Source organism: Streptomyces griseoaurantiacus (assembly GCF_036189845.1).
In the GTDB taxonomy this organism is placed as follows: domain Bacteria; phylum Actinomycetota; class Actinomycetes; order Streptomycetales; family Streptomycetaceae; genus Streptomyces; species Streptomyces griseoaurantiacus.
In genome coordinates this window covers 2,518,220-2,540,669 of the sequence record NZ_CP108326.1, presented here as the reverse complement: position 1 = coordinate 2,540,669, position 22,450 = coordinate 2,518,220, and the positions used below count along the sequence as shown (strand labels likewise).

General features: G+C 73.7%; 12 protein-coding genes. 5 read left to right on the top strand and 7 right to left on the bottom strand.

Going from position 1 to position 22,450, the window contains the following annotated elements; translation table 11 throughout:
- Positions 1 to 3: 3 nt before the first annotated feature.
- A complete protein-coding gene (locus OHB09_RS11205) occupies positions 4 to 7,197 on the bottom strand; it encodes a non-ribosomal peptide synthetase (protein ID WP_328921918.1) in 7,194 nt (2,397 codons plus the stop codon).
- 198 nt (positions 7,198 to 7,395) lie between these two features.
- Between OHB09_RS11205 and OHB09_RS11200 the strand changes: the two genes are divergently transcribed.
- Positions 7,396 to 8,457 carry an esterase-like activity of phytase family protein gene (locus OHB09_RS11200; RefSeq protein WP_328921917.1) on the top strand — a complete coding sequence of 354 codons (1,062 nt, stop codon included), beginning with the start codon at positions 7,396 to 7,398 and terminating at the stop codon, positions 8,455 to 8,457.
- 18 nt (positions 8,458 to 8,475) lie between these two features.
- On the opposite strand, the gene OHB09_RS11195 is transcribed toward OHB09_RS11200, so the two are convergent.
- Entirely contained in the window at positions 8,476 to 9,462 is a 987-nt protein-coding gene (locus tag OHB09_RS11195; protein WP_328921916.1) for an AraC family transcriptional regulator, read from the bottom strand.
- Positions 9,463 to 9,579: 117 nt separating this feature from the next.
- Between OHB09_RS11195 and OHB09_RS11190 the strand changes: the two genes are divergently transcribed.
- Together OHB09_RS11190 and OHB09_RS11185 are read left to right on the top strand one after the other, a co-directional pair.
- A complete protein-coding gene (locus OHB09_RS11190; protein ID WP_191853111.1) occupies positions 9,580 to 10,536 on the top strand; it encodes an MBL fold metallo-hydrolase in 957 nt (318 codons plus the stop codon).
- 114 nt (positions 10,537 to 10,650) lie between these two features.
- Positions 10,651 to 14,400: an ABC transporter ATP-binding protein gene (locus OHB09_RS11185; RefSeq protein WP_328921915.1), complete on the top strand. Its 3,750-nt coding sequence runs from the start codon at positions 10,651 to 10,653 to the stop codon at positions 14,398 to 14,400.
- A gap of 12 nt (positions 14,401 to 14,412) precedes the next feature.
- Here the strand turns inward: OHB09_RS11185 and OHB09_RS11180 are convergent, their stop codons facing one another.
- The 5 genes from OHB09_RS11180 to OHB09_RS11160 all read right to left on the bottom strand — a co-directional run bounded on the left by OHB09_RS11180 (position 14,413) and on the right by OHB09_RS11160 (position 20,142).
- Positions 14,413 to 15,042 (bottom strand): TetR/AcrR family transcriptional regulator, encoded by a 630-nt coding sequence (locus tag OHB09_RS11180; RefSeq protein WP_319351104.1) that lies wholly within the window; start codon positions 15,040 to 15,042, stop codon positions 14,413 to 14,415.
- 239 nt (positions 15,043 to 15,281) lie between these two features.
- A complete protein-coding gene (locus OHB09_RS11175; RefSeq protein WP_319351094.1) occupies positions 15,282 to 17,144 on the bottom strand; it encodes a nuclear transport factor 2 family protein in 1,863 nt (620 codons plus the stop codon).
- 153 nt (positions 17,145 to 17,297) lie between these two features.
- On the bottom strand, positions 17,298 to 18,005 hold the full coding sequence (locus OHB09_RS11170; protein WP_191890127.1) for a hypothetical protein: 708 nt from the start codon (positions 18,003 to 18,005) through the stop codon (positions 17,298 to 17,300).
- A gap of 74 nt (positions 18,006 to 18,079) precedes the next feature.
- Entirely contained in the window at positions 18,080 to 19,012 is a 933-nt protein-coding gene (locus tag OHB09_RS11165) for an NAD-dependent epimerase/dehydratase family protein (RefSeq protein WP_006140580.1), read from the bottom strand.
- Between the two features lie 203 nt (positions 19,013 to 19,215).
- Complete coding sequence (locus OHB09_RS11160) at positions 19,216 to 20,142, bottom strand: LysR family transcriptional regulator (RefSeq protein WP_191890128.1); 927 nt, start codon at positions 20,140 to 20,142, stop codon at positions 19,216 to 19,218.
- Positions 20,143 to 20,390: 248 nt separating this feature from the next.
- Between OHB09_RS11160 and OHB09_RS11155 the strand changes: the two genes are divergently transcribed.
- Both OHB09_RS11155 and OHB09_RS11150 read left to right on the top strand, forming a co-directional pair.
- A complete protein-coding gene (locus OHB09_RS11155) occupies positions 20,391 to 20,780 on the top strand; it encodes a hypothetical protein (RefSeq protein ID WP_006140577.1) in 390 nt (129 codons plus the stop codon).
- 84 nt (positions 20,781 to 20,864) lie between these two features.
- Complete coding sequence (locus tag OHB09_RS11150; protein ID WP_191890129.1) at positions 20,865 to 22,310, top strand: S28 family serine protease; 1,446 nt, start codon at positions 20,865 to 20,867, stop codon at positions 22,308 to 22,310.
- Positions 22,311 to 22,450 lie beyond the last annotated feature (140 nt).

Below are 22,450 nucleotides of genomic sequence, written 5' to 3'. Positions count from 1 at the left end.
CGCTCACTCCCCGCCCCGCAGCTTCCCGCCGAGCGCCCGGCAGATCACGGCCGCGCTCTCCGGTGTGTTCATGTCGTCGTGCGCGACGGCGATGTCGTGGTTCTCCACCGAGCCGCCGACGTGCGGCCGCCATGCCTGGGGGGTGAGCCGGGCCCGCTCCTCCTCCGTCTTCCCGAGCGTCGCGGTGAAGAGGAGCAGATCGCCGTCGAACCTGCCGGGGGTGAACTTCTCCATGAGGTCCATGTTGTTGCGGAACACCCGGACCACCGCCTCGGTGGCGTGCGCGTCCAGGCCGTCCAGGACGGCCGCCGTGCCGGTGCCGGGCGGGCGCCCGTGGCGCGGCGGACCCGCTTCGAGGTACGCCCGCAGGGCGTCCTCCCCGGGCCGGCGCGCCCCGGCCGGTGCCGGGTCCGTCCCGGCCACGGGGTAGGAGTCCATGAGGGCGAGCACCGCCACCTCCTCGCCCGCCTCCCGCAGCCGTACCGCCATCTCGTGGGCCACCAGGCCGCCGAAGGACCAGCCGAGCAGGCAGTAGGGGCCCTCGGGCCGCACCCGGCGGATGCGCGCGAGGTAGTCCGCCGCGATCTCCGGGACGTCGGCGGGCAGCGGGCCCCCGCCGTCCAGCCCCCGGGCCTGCAGGGCGTACAGCGGGTGCTCCTCCGGCAGGTGGTGGGCGAAGCCGAGGAAGCCCCAGCCCAGGCCGGTGCCGGGGTGGACGCAGAAGACGGGAGTGCCCGGGCCGCCCTCCCGGATCGGGAGCAGGACGTCCCTCCGGTCCGGTCCGTCGGGCAGGACGGCGCGGGCGGCCAGACCGGCCACCGTGGGATTCTCGAACAGCGTCCGGATGCCGATGCCGGCGCCCAGTTCGCGGCGGATGCGGGCCACCAGCCGGGTGGCGAGCAGGGAGTGCCCGCCGAGCTGGAAGAAGTTGTCCTCGGCGCCGACGTGTTCGATGCCGAGGACCTCGGCGAACAGGCGGGCCAGCTCCTTCTCCCGCGCGGTGGCGGGCTCCCGGCCCGAGGCGGCGGCCGTGTACGAGGGGGCGGGCAGGGCGCGCCGGTCCAGCTTGCCGTTGGAGGTCAGCGGCAGGGCGTCCAGGACCACGAACGCGGAGGGCACCATGTGGGCGGGCAGGGCCGCGGCCAGGTGCGCGCGCAGTTCGTCGGTGCCGGGTGCGGCGCCCGGGGCGGGGACCAGGTAGGCGGTGAGCTGCGGGTCGCCGGGACGGTCCTCGCGGACGAGCACGGCGGACCGGGCGACGGCCGGGTGCGCGCCGAGGGCGGTCTCTATCTCGCCGGGCTCGATGCGGAAGCCGCGGACCTTCACCTGGTCGTCCGTCCGCCCCACGTAGGCGAGTTGACCGTCCGGGTTCCACCGCACGAGGTCCCCGGTCCGGTACATCCGCTCGCCCGGGGCCCCGAAGGGGCAGGCGAGGAACCGTTCCGCCGTCAGTCCGGGGCGGCCCAGGTACCCGCGGGCGAGGCCGTCCCCGGCGAGGTACAGCTCCCCGGGGACCCCGGCGGGCACGGGGTTCAGGTGCCGGTCGAGGACGTAGGCGCGGGTGTGGGGGAGGGGGCGGCCGATGGGCGGGGCGGCCCGCTGCCCGGCGCCGGGGGTGTCCCACGGGGCGTCCGGGGTGTCGTGCCAGGCGGTGGCGTAGACGGTGGCCTCGGTGGGGCCGTAGAGGTTGGCCAGCCGGCTGTGCGGCATCGCGGTGCGGATCGCCCCGGCCGTGTGGGCGGTCAGCCGTTCCCCGGCCAGGACGACCAGGTCCGGCTCCAGGGGCGCGCCCTCGCGCTGGGCGAGGACGGTCTCCAGGGCCGAGGGCACGGCGCTGAGCAGACCGCCGCGCCGGCCGCCCTCGTCGAGCAGGGCCAGTGCGTCCGCGAGCAGGTCCACGCTGCCGCCGCGGGTCAGCGGGGCGAACAGTTCGAAGACCGAGACGTCGAAGCTGAGCGAGGTCGAGGCCAGGACCCGGGACAGGGGTCCCTCGCCGATCTGGTCGTGCGCCCACGCCAGCAGGTCGCACACGCCGCGGTGCGCGACCACCACGCCCTTGGGGCGCCCGGTGGAGCCGGAGGTGTGGATGACGTACGCCGGGTGCCCGGGCAGCAGGGGCGCGCGACGCTCGGCGTCCGTGAGGTCGTGCGCCGGGTGCTCCGGGAGACCGGGCAGCTCGTCCACGACCACCACGGACCCGTCCGCGCACCCGCCGGGCAGGCGGGCGGAGGCGGCCCGTGAGGTCAGCACCAGGGCGGGGCGGACGTCAGCGAGCAGGAAAGCGGTCCGTTCGGCCGGGTACGCCGGGTCCACCGGCACGTAGGCCCCGCCGGCCTTCAGCACCGCAAGGACCGCCACCAGCAGCTCTGCCGAGCGCTCCATGAGCAGTGCCACGGCCGCTTCCGGCCCCACGCCCCGTCCGGCCAGGTACCGGGCCAGCCGGTTGGCCCGCGCGTTGAGTTCCCGGTACGTCAGGCCGACGCCTCGGCACCTGAGTGCGACCGCGTCGGGGGTCCGCGCCACCTGCGCCTCGAAGAGCGCGGGCAGCGTGCGCGCGGGACGGGCGACGGTCGGCCCGTTCCACTCCGTCAGCAGCCGGGCGCGCTCGGCCCTGCCGAGGACGTCGATCCGGGCGAGCGGCAGGTCCGGCTCGGCGGCGACCGCCTCCAGGACCCGCAGCAGCCGCCCGGCCATCGTCTCGGCCGTCTCCCGGTCGAACAGGTCGGTGGCGTGACCGAGGAGGACGTGCAGGCCGCCGGGGCCGCCGTCGGCACCGGTGAGTTCCGTGACGTGGATGTCGAGGTCGAACTTGGCGCGGGTGTCCTCCAGGAGGAGCGGTTCGGCCCGGACGCCGGGCAGGTCGAGGCCGACCCCGGCGTTGTTCTGCAGGGCGACCATCACCTGGAACAGGGGGTGGCGGGCGAGGGACCTGGCCGGGGCGAGGTCCTCGACGAGCCGCTCGAAGGGCAGGTCCTGGTGCGCGTACGCGGCCAGGCCGCGTTCCCGGGCGCGGCGCAGCAGATCGGTGAACGAGGGGTTCCCGGAAAGGTCGTTGCGGATCACCAGGGTGTTGACGAAGAAGCCGACGAGTTCGTCGAGGGCGTCGTCGGTGCGGCCCGCCACCGGCGTGCCGATCGGGATGTCCTGCCCGGCGCCGAGTCTGGACAGCAGCAGGGCCACCGCGGACTGGACCACCATGAACAGGGTCGCGCCCTCCGCCCGCGCCACCTCCAGCAGCCGCCGGTGGACGGCGGCGGGAACCCGCAGCGGGACCTGACCGCCCCCGTGGCCGGCCACCGCCGGACGCGGCCGGTCGGTGGGCAGCGCCAGTTCCTCGGGGAGACCGGCCAGGACCTCCCGCCAGTGGGCGAGCTGCCGGGAGACCAGGCTGCCGGGGTCCTCCTCGGAGCCCAGCAGCTCCCGCTGCCACAGGGCGTAGTCGGCGTACTGGACCGAGAGCGCCCGCCACCCGGGCGCGCGCCCCTCCCGCCGGGCGGCGTAGGCGGTGGACAGGTCCCGGCTCAGCGGGCCGAGCGACCATCCGTCGGCGGCGATGTGGTGCACGAGGAGCAGCAGCACGCGGTCCTCGGCGCCGGTCTCGAACAACGTGGCGCGCACCGGGAGTTCACGGCCGAGGTCGAAGGGGCGGGCCGCCTCCCGGCGCAGTGCCGCCTCCAGGTCCGGCTCCACGACCGCCGTCACGGGCAGCCGGAACGTGAAGGAGCCGGGCTCCAGGACGTGCTGCCGGGGCCGGCCGTCGGTGGCGGGGAACACGGTCCGCAGCACCTCGTGACGCACGAGGACGTCGTGCAGTGCCCCCTCCAGGGCCACCGGGTCCACCGCGCCGGTCAGCCGTATCGCCACCGGGATGTTGTAGGTGGCGTTCGGGCCTTCCAGCTCGCCCAGGAACCACAGCCGGCGCTGCGCGAAGGACAGGGGCGGGGCCGGTGGCCGCGGGCCCGCCGTCAGGGCGGGCCGCGCCGCCTCCGCGTCCCCCAGCGCGGCGGCGACACCGGCCACCGTGGGGCGGGCGAACAGCGTCCGGATGCCGATGCCGGCGCCCAGTTCGCGGCGGATGCGGGAGACGAGGCGGGTGGCGAGCAGGGAGTGCCCGCCGAGCTGGAAGAAGTTGTCCTCGGCGCCGACGTGTTCGAGGCCGAGGACCTCGGCGAACAGGGCGGCGAGGGCCCTCTCCCGCGCGGTGGCGGGCGCGCGTCCGGTCGCCATGGCGGCGGGTCCGGGCGCGGGCAGCGCGCGCCGGTCCAGCTTGCCGTTGGCGGTCAGCGGCAGCGCGTCGAGGAGGACGAGGGCGGAGGGCACCATGTAGTCGGGCAGTACCGCCCGCAGGTGGGCGCGCAGCGCCTCCGCGTCGGGGTCGGCGCCCCGTGCCGGGACGGCGTAGGCGACCAGGCGTTTGTCGCCGGGCCTGTCCTCGCGGACGAGCACCGCCGCCTGGCCGACGGAGGGACGGGCGGCCAGGGCCGCCTCGATCTCGCCGGGCTCGATGCGGAAGCCGCGCACCTTGACCTGGTCGTCGGCGCGGCCGAGGTATTCGAGCAGTCCCTCGTGGTTCCACCGCACGAGGTCCCCGGTCCGGTACATCCGCTCGCCCGGGGCCCCGAAGGGGCAGGCGAGGAATCGTTCCGCCGTCAGCCCGGGGCGCCCCAGGTACCCGCGGGCGAGGCCGTCCCCGGCGAGGTACAGCTGACCGGGCACCCCGGTGGGGACGGGCTGCAGGGCGTCGTCGAGGACGTAGAGCCGGGTGTTCGACAGGGGGCGGCCGAGGGGCACCACCGTCGCGGGGACCTCGCCCGTCTCCCGCAGCGGGCCGACGGTGGCGAAGACGGTGGTCTCGGTGGGGCCGTACCCGTTGGACACGACGATGCCGGGGCAGGCGTCGAGGACACGGCGGACCGCGTCGGGGGCGACGACGTCACCGCCGGCCGTGACCTCGCGGACCCCCCGGAAACAGGCCGGGTTCTCCTCGGCCAGCACCCGGAAGAGGCCGGCCGTGACGAACAGGCCGGTCACCCCGTGGACGGTGAGGAGCCGGGCCAGGTCGGCCGCGTCCAGCCGGCCGGGCGGGGCGATGACGATCCGGCCCCCGGTCAGCAGCGGCGTCCAGATCTCGAAGGTGGAGGCGTCGAAGGCGTACGGGGCGTGCATCAGCACCCGCTCGTGCCGTCCCTCGCGCCAGTGGCGGTCGGACACCAGCCGCACCACGTTGCGGTGGGTGACGGTCACGCCCTTCGGCGTGCCGGTCGAGCCGGAGGTGTACATCACGTAGACCGACTGCCGTGCGTCGACCGGCACCCGGGCGCCGCCGGGGAGGTCCGCCCCGTCGGTGGCCTCGCCGGTGACTCCGTCGGAGACCTCGCCGGGGGCCTCCTCGGGACCGTCCGTGCCGTCCCCGAGGCGCAGTACCCGCACGTCCGTGGCGAAGCCGAGGGCGCGCGGGTCCCGGTCGGTCAGCAGCAGGCGCGCCCCGGTGTCCCGGAGGACGAACTCCGCGCGGGCCGCCGGCTGGTGGGGGTCGAGCGGCACGTACGTGCCCCCGGCCTTCAGCACCGCGAGCGTGGACACCACCAGTGCGGCAGAACGTTCCTGCAGGACGGCGACCCGGGACTCCGGCCGCACCCCCAGCCGCAGCAGCCGGTGCGCCAGCCGCTCGGCCCGCTCGTCCAGCTCCCGGTAGGTCAGCCGGGTGTCGCCCTCGACCACCGCGAGGGCTCCGGGGGTGCGGGCGGCCTGCTCCTCGAACAGGGTGTGCACGGCCCGCTCGGAGGGGTACGGGGCGGCGGTGTCGTTCCACTCCACCAGCAGCCGCTCGCGCTCGTCCGGGTCCAGCAGGTCCACCAAGCCCACCGGTCGCGTCACATCCCGCGTCATGGCCGTGAGCAGGCGCAGGAACCGCGCCCCGTGCGCCAGGAGGTCGCGCGGCTCGTAGAGGGCCGGGTTGGCGACGACGTCCAGACGCATGCCCTCCCCGGCCCGCCGCTCGTACACGATGAACGAGAGGTCCTCGATGGGGCCGTTGCTCAGGTTGTGCGTGGAGGAGGGATGTCCGCCGAACCGCAGGTCGTAGTCGAAGGCCATGATGTTGGCCTGCGGTTCGGCCAGGCCCCGGGTCTCGCCGACCGCGCCGGCCAGGGGCCGCATGTCCTCCTGGCGGAAGCGCTGGTGCCGCAGTGCCTCGCGGGCCGTGGCGCCCGTCTGCCGGACGAGCGCGTCCAGGCCGAGACCGGGGTGGACGGAGAGCCGCAGTGGCAGGACGTTCGCCATCATGCCGGGGGTGGCGCGGGCCGTGCGGCCCACCCGTCCGGTGACGGGCATGCCGATGAGGAGGTCCTCCGCCCCGGTGAGCCGGTGGGTGAGGGCCGCGGTGGCGGCCAGGACCAGGACCGACCAACTGACCCGCAGGCCGCGGGCCGTGGCGCGCAGGGCCGCCGCCTGTTCGGGCGGGAGGTCGAAGGAGTGGCGCAGATGGCCGGCGGAGGCGGGGGCGAACCGGCCGGCCGGGCTCACCGGATCGGGGCGGTCCGCCAGCTTCGCGGCCCAGTAGGCGCGGTCCTCGGCGTACTGGCCGGAGGCGCGGTACTCCGCCTCCTCCTCGACGAGGCTCCGGAAGCGGGGAAAGGCACTCTCGGCCTCGGGCGCGCGGCCCTCGGTCAGGGCGGTGTAGACGTGCGCCACCCGAGAGGCGACGAGGTGCGCGGTGTAGCCGTCCACCAGGGCGTGATGGGACTGCTGGTACCAGTAGTACCGGTCCGGGGCGATGCGGAGGAGCGCCTGGGTGAAGTTGGGGCCCCGCGTCAGGTCGTGGACCCGGGCCAGGTCGGAGCGCATCCACCGGCGTGCCACCTCGGCCGGGTCGGATTCCTCGCTCAGGTCGAGGAGGTGCAGCGGCCAGTCCTCGAAGGGCTCGACGGTCTGGCTCGTCCCGTCCTCGGCCGCCGTCAGCCGCAGACGGTAGGCCTCGCACTCGGCGATCACCCGGCGTAAGGCGGTCTCGAACAGGGCCTCGTCGACCGGACCGTGGATCTCGACGTACTCGGCGATCTGGTACGCGTGACTCGACGGGTCCATCTGCTGGGCGAGCCATACGCCCGACTGTCCGGTGAGCAGCGGGAGGCGCCGCGTCGGATGGGACTCCGTCGGACGAATCTCCGCGGGCGAATCGACACCCTTGCCGTGCATACCAGTTGTCTCCGCATCATCGGACGGTCGAGGAACCCCCCGTGCGACGCGAACGCATGATCATTCTACCAGTGTTCTGTGCGCGGATGAGCGCCCCCTCGCACAACTGCCTTGTCGCGCGCGGCAGATGAGGACCCGCACGGGTCCGTGCACGTGTCGGGGTCCCGCGCGTCCCCCGGTCGCCCTACCGTGGCGGGCATGCGTCCGAAGACCGTACGTGCCGCCCTCGCCGCGTGCCTCGCGGCCGCCGCCTGCCTCAGTGCCGCCGCACCCGCGCCCGCCGGTACCACCCGCACACCGACGGACAGGGCATGTTCGCCCTCCGTCTCCCTCGCCGGCTTCTCCGACGTACTCGACAAGACCTCGTACGAGGGCACCTACGTCGGCAACCTCTCCGCCCTCGCCCGGGACCGTGACGGTGCGCTGCTCGCGCTGTCCGACCGTTCCTCGCTGTTCCGGCTGGACGCCCGGACCTACCGGCCGAAGGGGGCCGTCGCGCTCGCCGACGAGAGCGGGGCAGCCCTGGACTCCGAGGGCCTCGCCGTCGACCGGGACGGCAGCCGGTTCGTCACCTCCGAGACCGAGCCCTCCGTACGGCACTACGCCCCGGACGGGCGCCTCCTCGGCCTGCTGCCCGTGCCCGCCTCCCTGCGGGTCGCCCCGGCCGGCCGCGCCACCGCCAACGGCACCTTCGAGGGGCTCACCCTGCTCCCCGACGGCCGTACCCTCCTCGCCTCCATGGAGTACGCGCTCGACGGCGACGCCCCCGGCCTCGTCCGGCTGCAGACCTGGCGGCGGCACGGCTCCGCGTTCCGGCTCGGCCCGCAGTACGCCTACCGCGCCGAGGACGGGCTCGGCGTCCCCGAGATCACCGCCACCCCCGACGGCCGGCTGCTCGTCCTGGAGCGCGGCTTCACCCCGGACGTCGGCAACACGATCCGGCTCGCCCTCGCCGACCTGCGGCACGCCACCGACACCAGCGGCGTCGAGCACCTCACCGAGGGCGGGCCCGTCCGCCCGGCGCGGAAGACCCCGCTCGCCGACCTCGCCGACTGCCCCTCCCTCGGCGCCACCGCCGAGCAACCCCAGCCCAACCCGCTCCTGGACAACATCGAGGGCATGGCCGTCACCGGGGCGGGGCACGGCGGCCACCGCGCCGGACTCGACGTCCTGCTCGTCAGCGACGACAACGAGAACGCCGTCCAGACCACCCGCCTGTACCGGCTCGAGGTGCGCACCGGCGGCCGCCCCGGGCGGTGACGAGGCCCGGCGCCGACGCTACCGGGAGCCCGCGGCGGAGGCGGACCGCTCCGCCGCCCGTGCCCGGTACCGTCCCGGCGTCACGCCGAACTCCCTGGTGAAGGCGTGGGAGAGGGCGTACGGGCTGCCGTAGCCGACCCGGCCGGCGATGGCGGCCAGTGTCTGAGTGGTGTCGCGGAGCATCCCGGCGGCGAGGACCACGCGCCACCAGGTGAGGTACGCCATCGGCGGGCGGCCGACCCGGGCCGTGAACCGGCGGGCCAGGGTGGGACGGGAGACGCCCGCCTCCGCGGCCAGGAGGTCGTTGCTCCACCGCGCGGCCGGGTGCGAGTGCATCGCCCGCAGGGCGGCGGCCGTCACCGGATCGCCCAGCGCGCCCGGCCACCTCCCGCCCTCGCTCTTCTCCATCCACGCACGGATCATGTAGACGAGGAGGAGGTCGAGCAGGTTCGGGAGCGCCATGCACGAGCCGGGCCGCACCTGGTCCAGCTCCCCGGCGAGCAGGTCGATCGCGGCGCGGAGCTCACGGTGACCGCCCACCCGGGCGGGAAGGCGGACGACCTCCGGCAGCTCCGCCATCAGCGGGTGCGTGCGGCTGCAGTCCAGCCAGTACGTGCCGCTGAGCAGCTCCGTCCCCTCACGGTCCGGCGGCCCGGCCGCCGCCTCCGACTCCGCCGCCGCCTCCGACTCCGCCTCCGCCTCCGCCTCCGACTCCGCGAGCCACCGCGTGAACGGCACCGCCGTCCGCGCCGCGACCGCCGCGTCGACCGGGGAGTCGGCGAGCACATGACCGGTGCCGTGCGGGAGCAGCACCGCGTCGCCCACGCCGAGGGACACCGCGGTGCCGCCGTCGGTCAGCAGCGAGCAGCCGCCCTTCAGGACGACGTGGAAGCCCGCGCCCTCGTACGCGTCCTGCCGCGCGCACCAGTTTCCCCGCGTCCGCACCCGGTGGAACCGGGGATGCCCGAGGTGCGCGGCGAAGATCGCGTCGCTCACCACGTCCATCGCTCGCCCCTTCCTCCGGTCGGTGCCGGGTGTCGCACAAGATGTGAGACGGACGCGTATCTTATCGAGGGCGGTGAGCATTGAGCGGCTCGATCCCGGCTTCCTAGGGTCGAGTGCATGATCGCTGAAGACGCACGTGTGCAGACCATGACGCTGGGCGATGTCGAGGTCACCCGGATCGTCGAGTGGCACGAGCCGTTCCTGCCCCCCTCCGCCTTCCTGCCCACGGTCCCCGGCGAGGTGTGGAAGGACAACGAGGACCGGCTGGCCCCCGACCACTGGCAACCTGAGACCGGGCTGGTGGTGACGGCCCTGCAGAGCTGGGTGCTGCGCAGCGCGGGCCTGACCGTCCTCGTCGACACCGGGGCGGGCGCGGGGCGCGAGCGGCCGGGCATGGGCCCCTTCCACGACGCGCGCAGCGACTTCCCCGGCCTGCTGGAGCGGGCCGGCATCCGTCCGGAGGACGTCGACGTCGTCGTCAACACCCACCTGCACCTCGACCACGTCGGCTGGAACACCGTCGAGGAGGACGGACAGTGGGTGCCGGCCTTCCCGCGGGCCCAGTACCTCGTCCCGGCCGCCGACGACTTCCACTACGGCCCGGACAACGCCTACGGGGGCGGTGTGCAGGAGGTCGACCGCCTGGTCTACGAGGACAGCGTCGCCCCCGTGCACCGGGCCGGGCAGGCCGTGCTCTGGGAGGGCCACCACCGCATCGACGCACACCTCACCCTGGAGTCCGCGCCCGGCCACACCCCCGGTTCCTCCGTGCTGCGCCTGTCCTCCGGCGCCGACCGGGCCGTCTTCGTCGGGGACCTGCTGCACAGCCCGGTCCAGATCCTCGACCCCTGCCACAACAGCGCCGCCTGCCTGGACCCCGAGCAGGCGGCGGCGAGCCGCCGCCGGATCCTCGGGCGGGCGGCCGAGGAACGCGAGCTGCTCGTCCCCGCCCACTTCGGCGGCGCCGGAGCCCTGGAGGTCCGCGGGAACGGCGCGGGCTTCGCCCTCGGCCCGTGGGCGGCGCTCACCACGAACGGGAACGCGGCCGCCGCCGATCGGGACCGCGAGGCGTAGGACTTCCGCCCCACGCCCTCCGCCGCAGGACCGGGGATTGTTGCGGCGGGATGAAATGCCACGTCACCGACGTTGGTGCCTTCCGGACGAGCAGGAGCGACGGAAGGCACCCGTGTGGCAGCGCAGCAGGCGCAACAACCGCGACGACAAGGAGGACCGGGACCCGGCTGGGCCCGGCGGCTCGCCGGCTACGCCTGGCAGCACCCCAAGGACGTCGTCCTCGCGCTCGGGTCCTCCCTCGCGGGCATGGGCCTGCTCGCCCTCGTCCCGCTGATCACCAAGGTGATCATCGACGACGTGATCGGCGACCACAGCCGCTCCATGGGCACCTGGGCCGGCCTCCTCGTCGGCTCCGCCGTCCTCGTCTACGCGCTCACCTACATCCGCCGCTACTACGGCGGACGGCTCGCCCTCGACGTGCAGCACGACCTGCGCACCGGGATGTACGACACGATCACCCGGCTCGACGGCCGCCGCCAGGACGAGCTGTCCACCGGGCAGGTCGTCGGCCGCGCCACCAGCGACCTCCAGCTCATCCAGGGCCTGCTCTTCATGCTCCCGATGACCATCGGGAACGTCCTGCTCTTCGTGATCTCCCTGGTGATCATGGCCTGGCTCTCGCTGCCGCTCACCTTCGTCGCCCTCGCCGTCGCCCCCGCCGTCTGGTTCATCGCCAAGCGCAGCCGCTCCCGGCTCCACCCCGCCACCTGGTACGCGCAGGCCCAGGCCGCCGCCGTCGCCGGTGTGGTGGACGGCGCCGTCAGCGGCGTACGCGTGGTCAAGGGCTTCGGACAGGAGGACCAGGAGACCGGCAAGCTGCGCGAGGTCGGCCGGCGGCTGTTCGCGGGCCGGCTGCGCACCATCCGCATGAACTCCCGGTACACCCCGGCGCTCCAGGCCGTGCCCGCGCTCGGGCAGGTCGCGATGCTCGCGCTCGGCGGCTGGCTCGCGGTGCGCGGGCACATCACCCTCGGCACCTTCGTCGCCTTCTCCGCCTACCTCGCCCAGCTCGTCGGCCCGGTCCGCATGCTCGCCGTCGTCCTCACCGTCGGGCAGCAGGCCCGCGCGGGCGCCGAACGCGTCCTGGAGCTCATCGACACCGAGCCCTCGATCGAGGAGGGCACCAGGGAACTGCCCGCCGACGCCCCCGCCACCGTCGAGTTCGACGACGTCTCCTTCGGCTACGAGGACGGCCGCCCCGTCCTCCAGGGGCTCAGCTTCGAGATCCGCTCCGGCGAGACCCTCGCCGTCGTGGGCTCCTCCGGCTCCGGCAAGTCCACCGTCTCCCTCCTCCTCCCGCGCTTCTACGACGTCACCCACGGCGCCGTCCTCGTCGGCGGCCACGACGTGCGCGAGCTGACCTTCGACTCGCTGCGCGCGGCGATCGGCCTCGTCCCCGAGGACTCGTTCCTCTTCTCCGACACCGTCCGCGCCAACCTCGCCTACGGCCGCCCCGAGGCCACCCGGGAGCAGATCGAGGCCGCCGCCCGCGCCGCCCAGGCCGACCGGTTCATCGCCGAGCTGCCACAGGGCTACGACACCAAGGTCGGCGAGCACGGACTGACCCTCTCCGGCGGCCAGCGCCAGCGCCTCGCCCTGGCCCGCGCGATCCTCACCGACCCCCGCCTGCTCGTCCTGGACGACGCCACCTCCGCCGTCGACGCCCGCGTCGAGCACGAGATCCACGAGGCGCTCCGCGAGGTCATGCGCGGCCGCACCACGCTGCTCATCGCCCACCGGCGCTCCACCCTGAACCTCGCCGACCGCATCGCCGTCCTCGACGGCGGCCGCCTCGCCGACCTCGGCACCCACGAGGAACTCCAGGCCCGCAGCCCCCTCTACCGCCGGCTCCTCACCGACCCCGACGAACTCGGCGGCGTCTCCCCGGGCCACACCCCGCCGGCCCAGCAGGAGGAGACCCCCGGACGCGACTCGGTACGGGACGAACTGGACGCCGAGTTCGACGCCGAACGCGGGGTGACCCCCCGGCTGTGGAGCGGCGACCGCGAACCCAAGGACACCGCGCTGTCCGGGATGCCCGCGACCCCCGAACTCCTCGCCCAGGTCGAGGCGCTGCCCCCGGCCACCGACACCCCCCGGATCGACGAGGCGGCGGCGGTACGGCCCGAGGAGTCCTACGGGCTGCGCCGCCTGCTGCGCGGCTTCGGCCGGCCGCTGCTGGTCAGCCTCCTGCTGGTCGCCCTCGACGCAGGGATGGGCCTGCTGCTGCCCGTGCTGATCCGGCACGGCATCGACCAGGGCGTCAACAAGCTCGCCCTCGGCGCGGTCTGGGCCGCCGCCACGCTCGCGCTGCTCGCCGTCGCCGCCCAGTGGGCGGCACAGGTCGCCGAGACCCGGATGACCGGCCGCACCGGCGAACGGGTCCTCTACGCGCTGCGCCTGAAGATCTTCGCCCAGCTCCAACGGCTCGGCCTCGACTACTACGAGCGCGAACTGACCGGCCGCATCATGACGCGGATGACCACGGACGTCGACGCGCTCTCCTCCTTCCTCCAGACGGGCCTGGTCACGGCGTTCGTCTCGGTCGTCACCTTCTTCGGCATCATGGTGGCGCTGCTGGTCCTCGACCTCCAGCTCGCCCTCGTCGTCTTCGCGACCCTGCCCCCGCTCATCATCGGCACCGTCTTCTTCCGCCGGGCGAGCGTGAAGGCGTACGAGCTGGCCCGCGAGCGCGTCTCGGCCGTCAACGCCGACCTCCAGGAGTCGGTGTCCGGGCTGCGGATCGTGCAGGCCTTCGGGCGCGCGCGCGACGGGCGGGAGCACTTCGCGGCCGGCAGCGAGAGCTACCGCCAGGCGCGCATCCGCGGACAGTGGCTCATCTCGATCTACTTCCCCTTCGTGCAGCTCCTGTCCTCCGTGGCCGCCGCGGCCGTACTGATCGTCGGCGCCCACCGGATCGGCGCGGGCACCCTCTCCACCGGCGCCCTGGTGGCGTACCTGCTGTACATCGACCTGTTCTTCGCCCCCGTGCAGCAGCTCTCCCAGGTCTTCGACGGCTACCAGCAGGCCACGGTGTCCCTCGGCCGCATCCAGGAACTGCTCCAGGAGCCCGCCTCCACGAAGAACGCCCCCGCCCCCGCCGAGGTGGGCCGGCTGCGCGGCGAGATCACCTTCGAGGACGTCCACTTCTCCTACGGCGACGAGGAGGAGGCCCTCACCGGCATCTCCCTGACCGTCCCCGCCGGACAGACCGTCGCGTTCGTCGGCGAGACCGGCGCGGGCAAGTCCACCCTGGTCAAGCTGGTCGCCCGGTTCTACGACCCGACCCGCGGCCGGGTCCTGGCCGACGGCACCGACGTACGCGCACTCGACCTCACCTCCTACCGGCACCGGCTCGGCGTCGTCCCGCAGGAGGCCTACCTCTTCCCCGGGACCGTCCGGGACGCCATCGCCTACGGCCGCCCCGAGGCCACCGACGCGGAGGTGGAGGCGGCGGCGCGGGCGGTCGGCGCGCACGAGATGATCGCGACGCTGGAGGGCGGCTACCTGCACGAGGTCGCCGAGCGCGGCCGCAACCTGTCCGCCGGCCAGCGCCAGCTCATCGCGCTGGCCCGCGCCGAGCTGGTCGACCCCGACGTGCTGCTCCTCGACGAGGCGACCGCCGCGCTCGACCTCGCCACGGAGGCCCAGGTCAACCAGGCCACGGACCGCCTCGCCGGCCGCCGCACCACCCTGGTCGTCGCCCACCGCCTCACCACGGCGGCCCGTGCCGACCGGGTCGTGGTCATGGACCACGGCCGGGTGGTGGAGGACGGCACGCACGAGACGCTGCTGGCCCGGGACGGCCGGTACGCGAGGCTCTGGCGCACGTTCGTCGGCGAACCGGTGGGCGCGCCCCGCTAGCCGTGCCGGTCCTCAGGCCGCGTCGTGGGGAACCGTGCCCTGCTGGGTGAGGCGGGAGACCAGTTCGAGCCAGCCGCTTTCCAGCCGATGCGGCGGTAGGCCGCACTGGTCGCCCAGATGCCAGAGCAGGGCGGGCTCCAGATAGCCCAGCAGCGCGTGGCCGAGCAGCTCCGCGTCCGCTTCCGGTGCGGCCAGTGCGAGCAGGACGCTGACCCGCTCGTGATACGCGCGGCGAGGTGCGCGCCGGTAGCGCTCGTCGGGGGAGGGCTCGGCGGCCATCTGCAGCTCCACTTCCCGGGCAGAGCGCCGTATGGCGGCCACCCCGAACGCGCGAAGCCGCTCGACGGCCTCGTCCCGGCCGTGTGCCTGGTCCACGCCGCCGAGGTGGGCGGCCTGGAAGCTGTCCTCGGAATGCTGCAGCAGGGCCTGCAACAGACCCACGCGGTCGCCGAACCGCCGAAAGAGGGTGCCCTTGCCGACACCTGCCGCGGTGGCCACCGCTTCCATGGTGAGGTGCTTCAGCCCGTGCTCCCGCACTATCGCTGCCGCGGCGTCGAGCAGGCGGGCGTGATTGCGTACCGCGTCCGCGCGCAGCCGTCTGCCGTCCTCGCGAGAACACGGTGACCGGGGCACGGGCGGCATCCGCTGCGGAGAGTGGGGTTCATCGGGGGTGCTGGACACGCGAAACGCTCCCGGGCGGATCGTGGAGTGAGGGCTTCGAAGGGTTGGGGCGCGGCCGGCCCGCCAGTGACGGTTTTCCCTGGGTCGGGCGGGCACGGTCCGCGTCCGCGGCAGTGTGGGCGGGGCCCGCCGCGCCGGGGTGGCGCCCCGCAGAGGGACGGTGGAGGGCGCCACCGCGGTGGGACCGTCCCGTCCTGAGGTCAGTCGCCGGGAAGCAGGACGGTCTCGTCGCCCTCGAACCAGGCGTTGTCGATCGTCAGCCGGCTGATGCGCCAGGTACGTCCGTCGCGGGTCAGGTCCGCGTCGTAGCGGTTCATCATCAGCGCGTGCCGGGTCCGGTCGGGCCCGGGGCCTTCCTGCGGCAGGTAGTGCTGAGCCATCGCGTAGCAGCGCACACGGGCGGTGTCGCCGTCCACGGTGGCGCGGATGTTGCTGATCACGTGACTGGTGTCGAGCGGGCCGACCGCCGGGATGAGCGCTCCCACGACGGCCTCGCGCGGCTTGAGCACGGGGAACTCGAGACCGATCCTGCCCGTGGCCGGTGTCAGGTCGACCACGGCGTCCTCGGTCAGTGCCGAGGCGAGCAGATCGGCGTCGCCGTGGTCGAGCCCTGCCGCGTAGCGGTGCAGCGCGTCGGCGATCGCGGCGTGGTCGGTCAGGAGCTGCAGCCGGTCGTCGTTCATCGGGTGCTCCTCGGGCGGGATGTTGTGGTTCAGGCGGAAGAGGTTGTGCGGGTCGAAGCGCCTCTTGATGCTGCGGAGCCGGTGGTGGTCGGCCTCGTCGTAGGCTGCGCTCACGTCGGACACGCCGGTGTCCTGGGCGGCCATGAAGTTCAGGTAGCGTCCGCCGGTGGACCAGGGGCGCATCCGTTGCAGAAGCGTGTCGGCGTAGGCGTTCATCGCGGTGAAGGCATCCGGTGCCCCGACCCCCACGACCCAGAGCGCGAATGCGGCGTCCCGGTGGCCGACCGCGTTGTCCGCGCTCCGGGCCAGGGCGCCGCCGAGGTGACGCAGCTCGACGAAGTGCGCCGGGCAGTCGGCCGTCGGGCCCGCGCCGGCCAGGAGCTCCTCCACGGCTTCGGCCGTCAGCGAGCGCAGCATCGCGGTACGTTCCATGAACGGTGCCGGATCCGCCGGATCGTTGTGGATCTGGGCGAAGGACGCGTACGGCATCGGACCCAGAGTGTCGACGAGGACAGGCGCGGCCGCCCGCAACGGCGCGACCAGCTCGGCGGCCTCGGCCGCCGGGCCCAGGTAGGAGATCCGGACGTGCACGGCGAAGCGGTCGGCGAGGAAGGCGGGCACACCGGGCAGGGCCGGCAGGCGCAGCAGGGCGATCGATGAGCTCAACTCGTCCGGGGCGTCGGCAGTGACCCGGGCGTAGGCGTGCAGGACGGCTGCCGCGTCGGCACCGTCGAAGAAGAGGCCGCCCGCCCACAGTCGTGCCACCGGGAAGAGCGCGAACTCCATGGCGGTGACGACTCCGAAGTTGCTCTTGCCTCCACGCAGCGCCCAGAACAAGTCGGGTTCCGACGCGGCGTCGACATGGCGCAACGCGCCGTCGGCCGTGACTGCCTCCAGGGAGGTGACGTGGTCGGCCGCCCATCCGTGCGCGCGGCCCATGGTGGGGCTCAGGCCCCCGCCGAGGGTGTAGCCGACGACTCCGACGAGCGGGGAGGAGCCGTTGAGCGGGGCAAGCCCGAACGGGACCGCCGCGTCGATCACTTGCTGCCAGCGGACTCCCGCCGTCACGTGGGCGGTGCGGGCTGCGGGGTCGATGTCCACCCGCGCCATGCGGTGCGTGGTGATGAGGACCGCGTCGTCGGCCGGGACGGTCGCCTGGTGGCCGGTGGCCAGGACGGCGACCGGCAATTGCCGTTGGGCGGCGAAACGGACGGCGACTTGCACGTCGGTGCTGTTCGCGGCGCCGACGACGACGTAAGGGTGGTGGGTCACGGAGAGGTTGAAGGGCGCGCACTCATCGGCGAACCCTTCGTCCTCCGGTCCGAGCACGGGACCGGTGATCTGCGCGGCCAGACCGGCGCGCGTGAGTGAATCGAGCATGCGTGCATTCCACCGAGCGCGTGTCGACGGGGCGTCGATGGCGTGTCGACGGGGCGTTTCGCCCGGGCGACGCGGGTCGTCCTCCGCGCGATCCCCCACGGCGCGTGACGCGGGGCCGTACGGGTGCCCCGCCTCGCGCGGCCGGCGCGGGAATCAGGGCAACGAGAGCGAGACCATCTCCGCGAGAGCGTCCGGAAGTTCGACGATCTGGTCCAGTACCGCGCGCAGGTCCTCCTCGCCGACCGTGTGCTCGACGGTCAGGCAGTGGCGCAGCAGCCGGTGAAGCGCTTGCTGGCAGCGTTCGTGCCCCAGCCCGTTGAGGGCCTGGCGCCGCGCGAACGCCTTGACGAGCCCGAGGAAGTGGTAGTCGCCGTTCTCGTCGATCTCCACCAGATGAGCGTCGACGAGGGCCTCCATGACGGCAGTGGCCTCGTTGACGGGCAGGTCGAGCACGGCTGCGGCCATGGCGGCGTCCAGCCGGCCGCAGTCGGGAACGGCGGCCAGGTGGAAGGCGTCGCGGTGGAAGCTGTCCATGCGCGCCTGGGCCTCACGGAACGGTCTGTCGACGATTTTGCAGTCCTCGTGCATGACGACCGGTCGGCGCAGATCGTCCTCGAGTTGGGCCAGGATCTGGTCGATCGTCCACGACGGCCGGGCATCCAACCGGGCGGCCGCCACATGGACCGAGAGCGGCTGGTAGGAGCAGGCCCCCACCAGGCGACCGGCCGCTTCCTCCTCCGCGAACACCCGCCGGGTCCCGGAGATCGCGGCGAGCAGTCGCAGCGCGTCCTCGGGCCGCAGGACGCCGAGACGCAGCCAGGGGATGCCGGGCAGGTCGACGATGCGGCGCGAACCGGTCATGATGACGGCACAGCCCGGGGCGGCCGGTAGCACGCCCGGGGCGGACACCACGGCCGGTGTGACCCCGCGGGCCGTCACGCGGCGTCGGAGGCGAGCGCTTCCTTCACGGCGGCGAAACCGGCGGCGTGCGGGACGAGGGGCCGGTATCCCAGTTCGGCCACGGCCTTGTCGGTGCGCAGCGTGCACGGCTGTCCGACGAACCACCGGTCGGGCACCGGCACCACCCGGGCGGCGGTGTCGGCGTCCAGGTCGGGGATGGACGCGTCGACGCCGTAGAGCGAGAACAGCTTCTCCAGGAAGTCCCGCAGGACGACTGGATGCCGGTCGGTGACGAAGTAGGCCTGACCCGACCGGCCGTGCCGCCAGCCGAGTACCAGGCCTTCGACGGCGTTGTCCACGTACGTCACATCGGTGGTGTGCCGGCCGCCGTCGATCCAGGCGAACTCCCCGGCCGTGGCCGCGGCGGCCAAGCCCTCGGTCAGGCTGCTCCCGGGGCCCCAGACGAACCGCGGCCGTACGGAGACGGTGGTGAAGCCCGGCGCGCCGGCGTCCAGCACGACCTGCTCGGCGAGGGCCTTGACCGCGCAGTAGGCGGCTTCGGAGTCAGGCCGCAGCGGCGCGGTCTCGTCCACGTCCAGCAGCGGTTCGCCGGCCAGGAGCGCGGCCTCGCTGCCACAGTTGACGAAGGTGGCGACCCCCGCGGCGCGGGCTGCTTCCACGGCCGCCCGGGTGCCGCCGACCGTCACCCGCTCCTGGCGCTCGCGGTCGGCGGTGATGTCTGTCTCGGCGGCCAGGTGGAACAGCACGTCGCTGCCCGCCACCGCGTCCTGCCAGTCGGCCGGTTCGGTCAACCGGCCCCGCACCGGCTGCGCGCCGAGGGCCGCGACCCTGTCGGCCGACGCCTGGCTGCGGACCAGTGCGCGGACGGTGTGTCCGTCTCCGACGAGCCGGCGGATCAGGGCCCGTCCGATGAAACCGGAGCCACCCGTGAGGAATGCCTGTGCCATGGGAACCTTCTTGTCCGGTGCGGGACGCTTCCCACTCGAGGCGGGCGGGAGGCCATGTGAGGTGCAGCGATCAGGCCCTGCCCGCTGTTCCCTCGAAACCATTCATAGATGGACGGCGTGACCAAGAAATCTTGGATGCCTCCGCCCGCGCCCGCGCCTGCCCTCGGGCCCCGGATCCTGTGAAGGTCCTGGAGCGTCCGTGGTCACTCGCCCGCGACCGCGGCGCCTTCGTCGAGCTGCGTCCTTACGCTGCGGGGAACCCGCACTCCGTGACGGCGCAGTCCCGCGACGAACCGTGCGACGAGCGGATCGGTGTCGGCAGAGGTCACCGCCATCAGCTGTCTGGTCCACCGCGGCGAGAACGGCCGGACCACGCCCGGGAAGCCCGCACTGATCGCACTCACCGGACAGACCGCGACCCCCAGTCCGACGGCGGCGAGCTGAGGTGCCGTAGCGGTGACGGAGGTCCGCACGACCGTCTCCGGCCGGACCCCGGCCCGGGCGAGGGATCGGTCGAGCCACGCGCCGAGGCGGTTGTGCGCCGTGTAGTGCACGAGCGGCGCACCATCGAGGTCCTGGATCCGCACGGAGGCCCGCTGGGCCAGTGGGTGGCCGGTGGGCGCGGCCAGGACGATCTCCTCCTCGGCGACGGCGGTGACCTGGAAACGGTCGGACGGGGGGTCCGGCAGCACCGCGACGTCGACGTCGTCGGACTCGACCAGCCTCAGTGCCTCGTCCATGACGGCGAGTTCATGCAGGGTGATGGCCACGTTCGGGTGATGCCGGCGCCAGTCGCGGAGCACCGGGGCGAGCAGGGGAACGGTGAGGCTCTGCGCGCAGGCGATCCGCAGCAGCCCGCCCCCGGCTTCTCCCGTCGCCCTGGCCGACCGAACGGCGGCGGTGGCCGCCTCGACCGCCCGCCGGGCGTCGGCGACGGCGACCCGCCCCGCGGCGGTGAGCCTGACCCCCCGCGCCTCGCGGCGCAGCAGGGCCGTGCGGGCCTCGCGCTCCAGTGAGGCGATCTGGTGGGACACGGCCGGTTGCGAGGAGTGCAGCAGCAATGCGGCCTGCGTGATCGAACCGGTGTCCGCGACAGCGATGAGGCATTCCAGTGCGCGCAGAGAAGGCATCCAGAGACTCTATGTCGCGTCCTTGAGGTATCAATGCTCCGACGGGAAAGAGGTACGAGCGGCCCGTGCGTTCTCGAGCGGGAAGCGTCACCAGAGGGGCCCCGTCGGGGCGCCCCTGATGGGAGAAGGCGCGGCGGGGCGGGAGCTCCCCGGGCGCACCGGCCCGACCCGAACGCAACCACTTCCACCCGCCGTGCGTCCGTACACCTGTACGGACGCATCCCCCTGGCCTCGAAAGGACGTTCCCCGTGGACCGCGGCGCCATACGCCGAACCGCCGCACTCGGCCTGACCGTCCTGACCGCGACCGGACTCCTCGCCCTGGCCGCTCCCACCCCGGCCGGCGCCGCCACCGCCCTCTGCCCCGGCCACAAGGTGCGCACCCTGTCCTTCAGCACCGGCTCCGTCCAGGTGTTCCGCAGCGGCAAATACGTCTGCGCCCTGACCTATCCCAAGAAGAAGAGCGGCAAGAAGACGATGTCGGTGAGCGTCCAGGCGCGCGGCAGCCGCGCGGTCGTCGACAAGGGCCGCTTCACCCATCACGCGGGCCCCGTCAACGTGCACGCGGGCCACCGCTGCGTCCGGATCCGGGGCGCGGTGAACTCCGGGTCCGTCAGCTCCGGCTGGATCCTCTGCTGAACCCGCCGTGAGGCAAGCACCTCTGGTGCGCGGTCAGTTGCTCCGCTAGGTTCCGGCGGACATCTGAACCCCACAGGAGGATGCATGCGCAAGGCGCTCAGATGGCTGCTGGCGCTCACCGTGCTGATCGGCACGCTGGGTGCGGCGGGCACGGCCACCGCCGCCCCACCGGCCGCCGGCACCACCGCCGACCGGGCCGCCGGAACGGACATCAAGGACCGGCTGCTCGCCATCCCCGGCATGAGCCTCATCGAGGAGAAGCCGTACACCGGGTACCGCTTCTTCGTCCTCGACTACACCCAGCCGGTCGACCACCGGCATCCCCGGCGAGGCACGTTCCGGCAGCGGATCACCGTGCTGCACAAGGACGTCTCCCGGCCGACGGTCTTCTTCACCGGCGGCTACAACGTCTCCACCACCCCGAGCCGCAGCGAGCCGACCCGCATCGTGGACGGCAACCAGGTCTCCCTGGAATACCGCTACTTCACCCCCTCGCGGCCCGCGCCCGCCGACTGGTCCAAGCTGGACATCCGGCAGGCGGCCACCGACCAGCACCGCGTCTTCACCGCCCTGAAGCGCATATACACCCAGCGCTGGATCGCCACGGGCGGCTCGAAGGGCGGCATGACCGCCACCTACTACGAGCGGTTCTTCCCGCACGACATGGACGGCGTCGTCGCGTACGTCGCGCCCAACGACGTCGTCAACGACGAGGACTCCGCCTACGACCGCTTCTTCCGGTCCGTCGGCACGGCCGACTGCCGCGCGCGCCTGGAGGGCGTCCAGCGGGAGGCCCTGGTGCGGCGCACCGCGCTGGAGAAGAGGTACGCCGACCACGCCGCGGACAACGGCTACACCTTCGAGACCATAGGCGGCCTCGACCGCGCCTACGAGGCGGTCGTCCTCGACTACGCGTGGGGCTTCTGGCAGTACAGCTCGCTGTCGGACTGCGACAGCATCCCGGCCCGCGCCTCGTCCGCGACGGACGAGGAGATCTGGGACTCCGTCGACGACATCTCCGGCTTCTCCGCCTACGCCGACCAGGGCCTCGAGCCGTACACGCCGTACTACTACCAGGCGGGCACCCAGCTCGGGGCGCCCACGATCCACTTCCCGTACATCGAGAAGAGCCTGATCCGGTACGGGTACCAGCCGCCCCGGAACTTCGTCCCGCGCTCCATCCCGATGCGCTTCGACCGGGGCGCCATGCCGGACGTGGACCGGTGGGTGCGGCATCACGCGCGGCACATGCTGTTCGTCTACGGGGAGAACGACCCCTGGGGCGCGGAGCGGTTCCGGGTCGGCGCGGGGGCCGCGGACTCCTACGTCTTCACGGCGCCCGGGATGAACCACGGCGCCAACGTGGCCGGGCTGCCCGCCGGGCAGAAGGACCTGGCGACCGCCCGCATCCTGAGCTGGGCGGGCGTCGCCCCGGCGAAGGTGGCGAGCGGCGAGACGACGGCGAGGCCGCTGGCACCGTTCGACGCGCGGCTTGACCGCCGAGGCCAGGAGCGAGGACTGCGGCCTTAGGGTCTGTCCGACAATTCGCGCCTGCCGCGCGTCGGCCGGACGACGGAATTGTCAGACAGACCCTGGGCCGTGCGCGGGGTGCGGGCGCGTCCCCCGTGGCGCGCCCGTACCCCGCCCCGCCGCCCCCGGGCGCGGGCTCT

Bases quoted from the DNA above. Each gene is read 5' to 3' on its own strand.
- OHB09_RS11205 (WP_328921918.1), bottom strand. From the start codon at position 7,197: ATGCACGGCAAGGGTGTCGATTCGCCCGCGGAGATTCGTCCGACGGAG.
- OHB09_RS11200 (WP_328921917.1), top strand. From the start codon at position 7,396: ATGCGTCCGAAGACCGTACGTGCCGCCCTCGCCGCGTGCCTCGCGGCC.
- OHB09_RS11195 (WP_328921916.1), bottom strand. From the start codon at position 9,462: ATGGACGTGGTGAGCGACGCGATCTTCGCCGCGCACCTCGGGCATCCC.
- OHB09_RS11190 (WP_191853111.1), top strand. From the start codon at position 9,580: ATGATCGCTGAAGACGCACGTGTGCAGACCATGACGCTGGGCGATGTC.
- OHB09_RS11180 (WP_319351104.1), bottom strand. From the start codon at position 15,042: ATGCCGCCCGTGCCCCGGTCACCGTGTTCTCGCGAGGACGGCAGACGG.
- OHB09_RS11175 (WP_319351094.1), bottom strand. From the start codon at position 17,144: ATGCTCGATTCACTCACGCGCGCCGGTCTGGCCGCGCAGATCACCGGT.
- OHB09_RS11170 (WP_191890127.1), bottom strand. From the start codon at position 18,005: ATGACCGGTTCGCGCCGCATCGTCGACCTGCCCGGCATCCCCTGGCTG.
- OHB09_RS11165 (WP_006140580.1), bottom strand. From the start codon at position 19,012: ATGGCACAGGCATTCCTCACGGGTGGCTCCGGTTTCATCGGACGGGCC.
- OHB09_RS11160 (WP_191890128.1), bottom strand. From the start codon at position 20,142: ATGCCTTCTCTGCGCGCACTGGAATGCCTCATCGCTGTCGCGGACACC.
- OHB09_RS11150 (WP_191890129.1), top strand. From the start codon at position 20,865: ATGCGCAAGGCGCTCAGATGGCTGCTGGCGCTCACCGTGCTGATCGGC.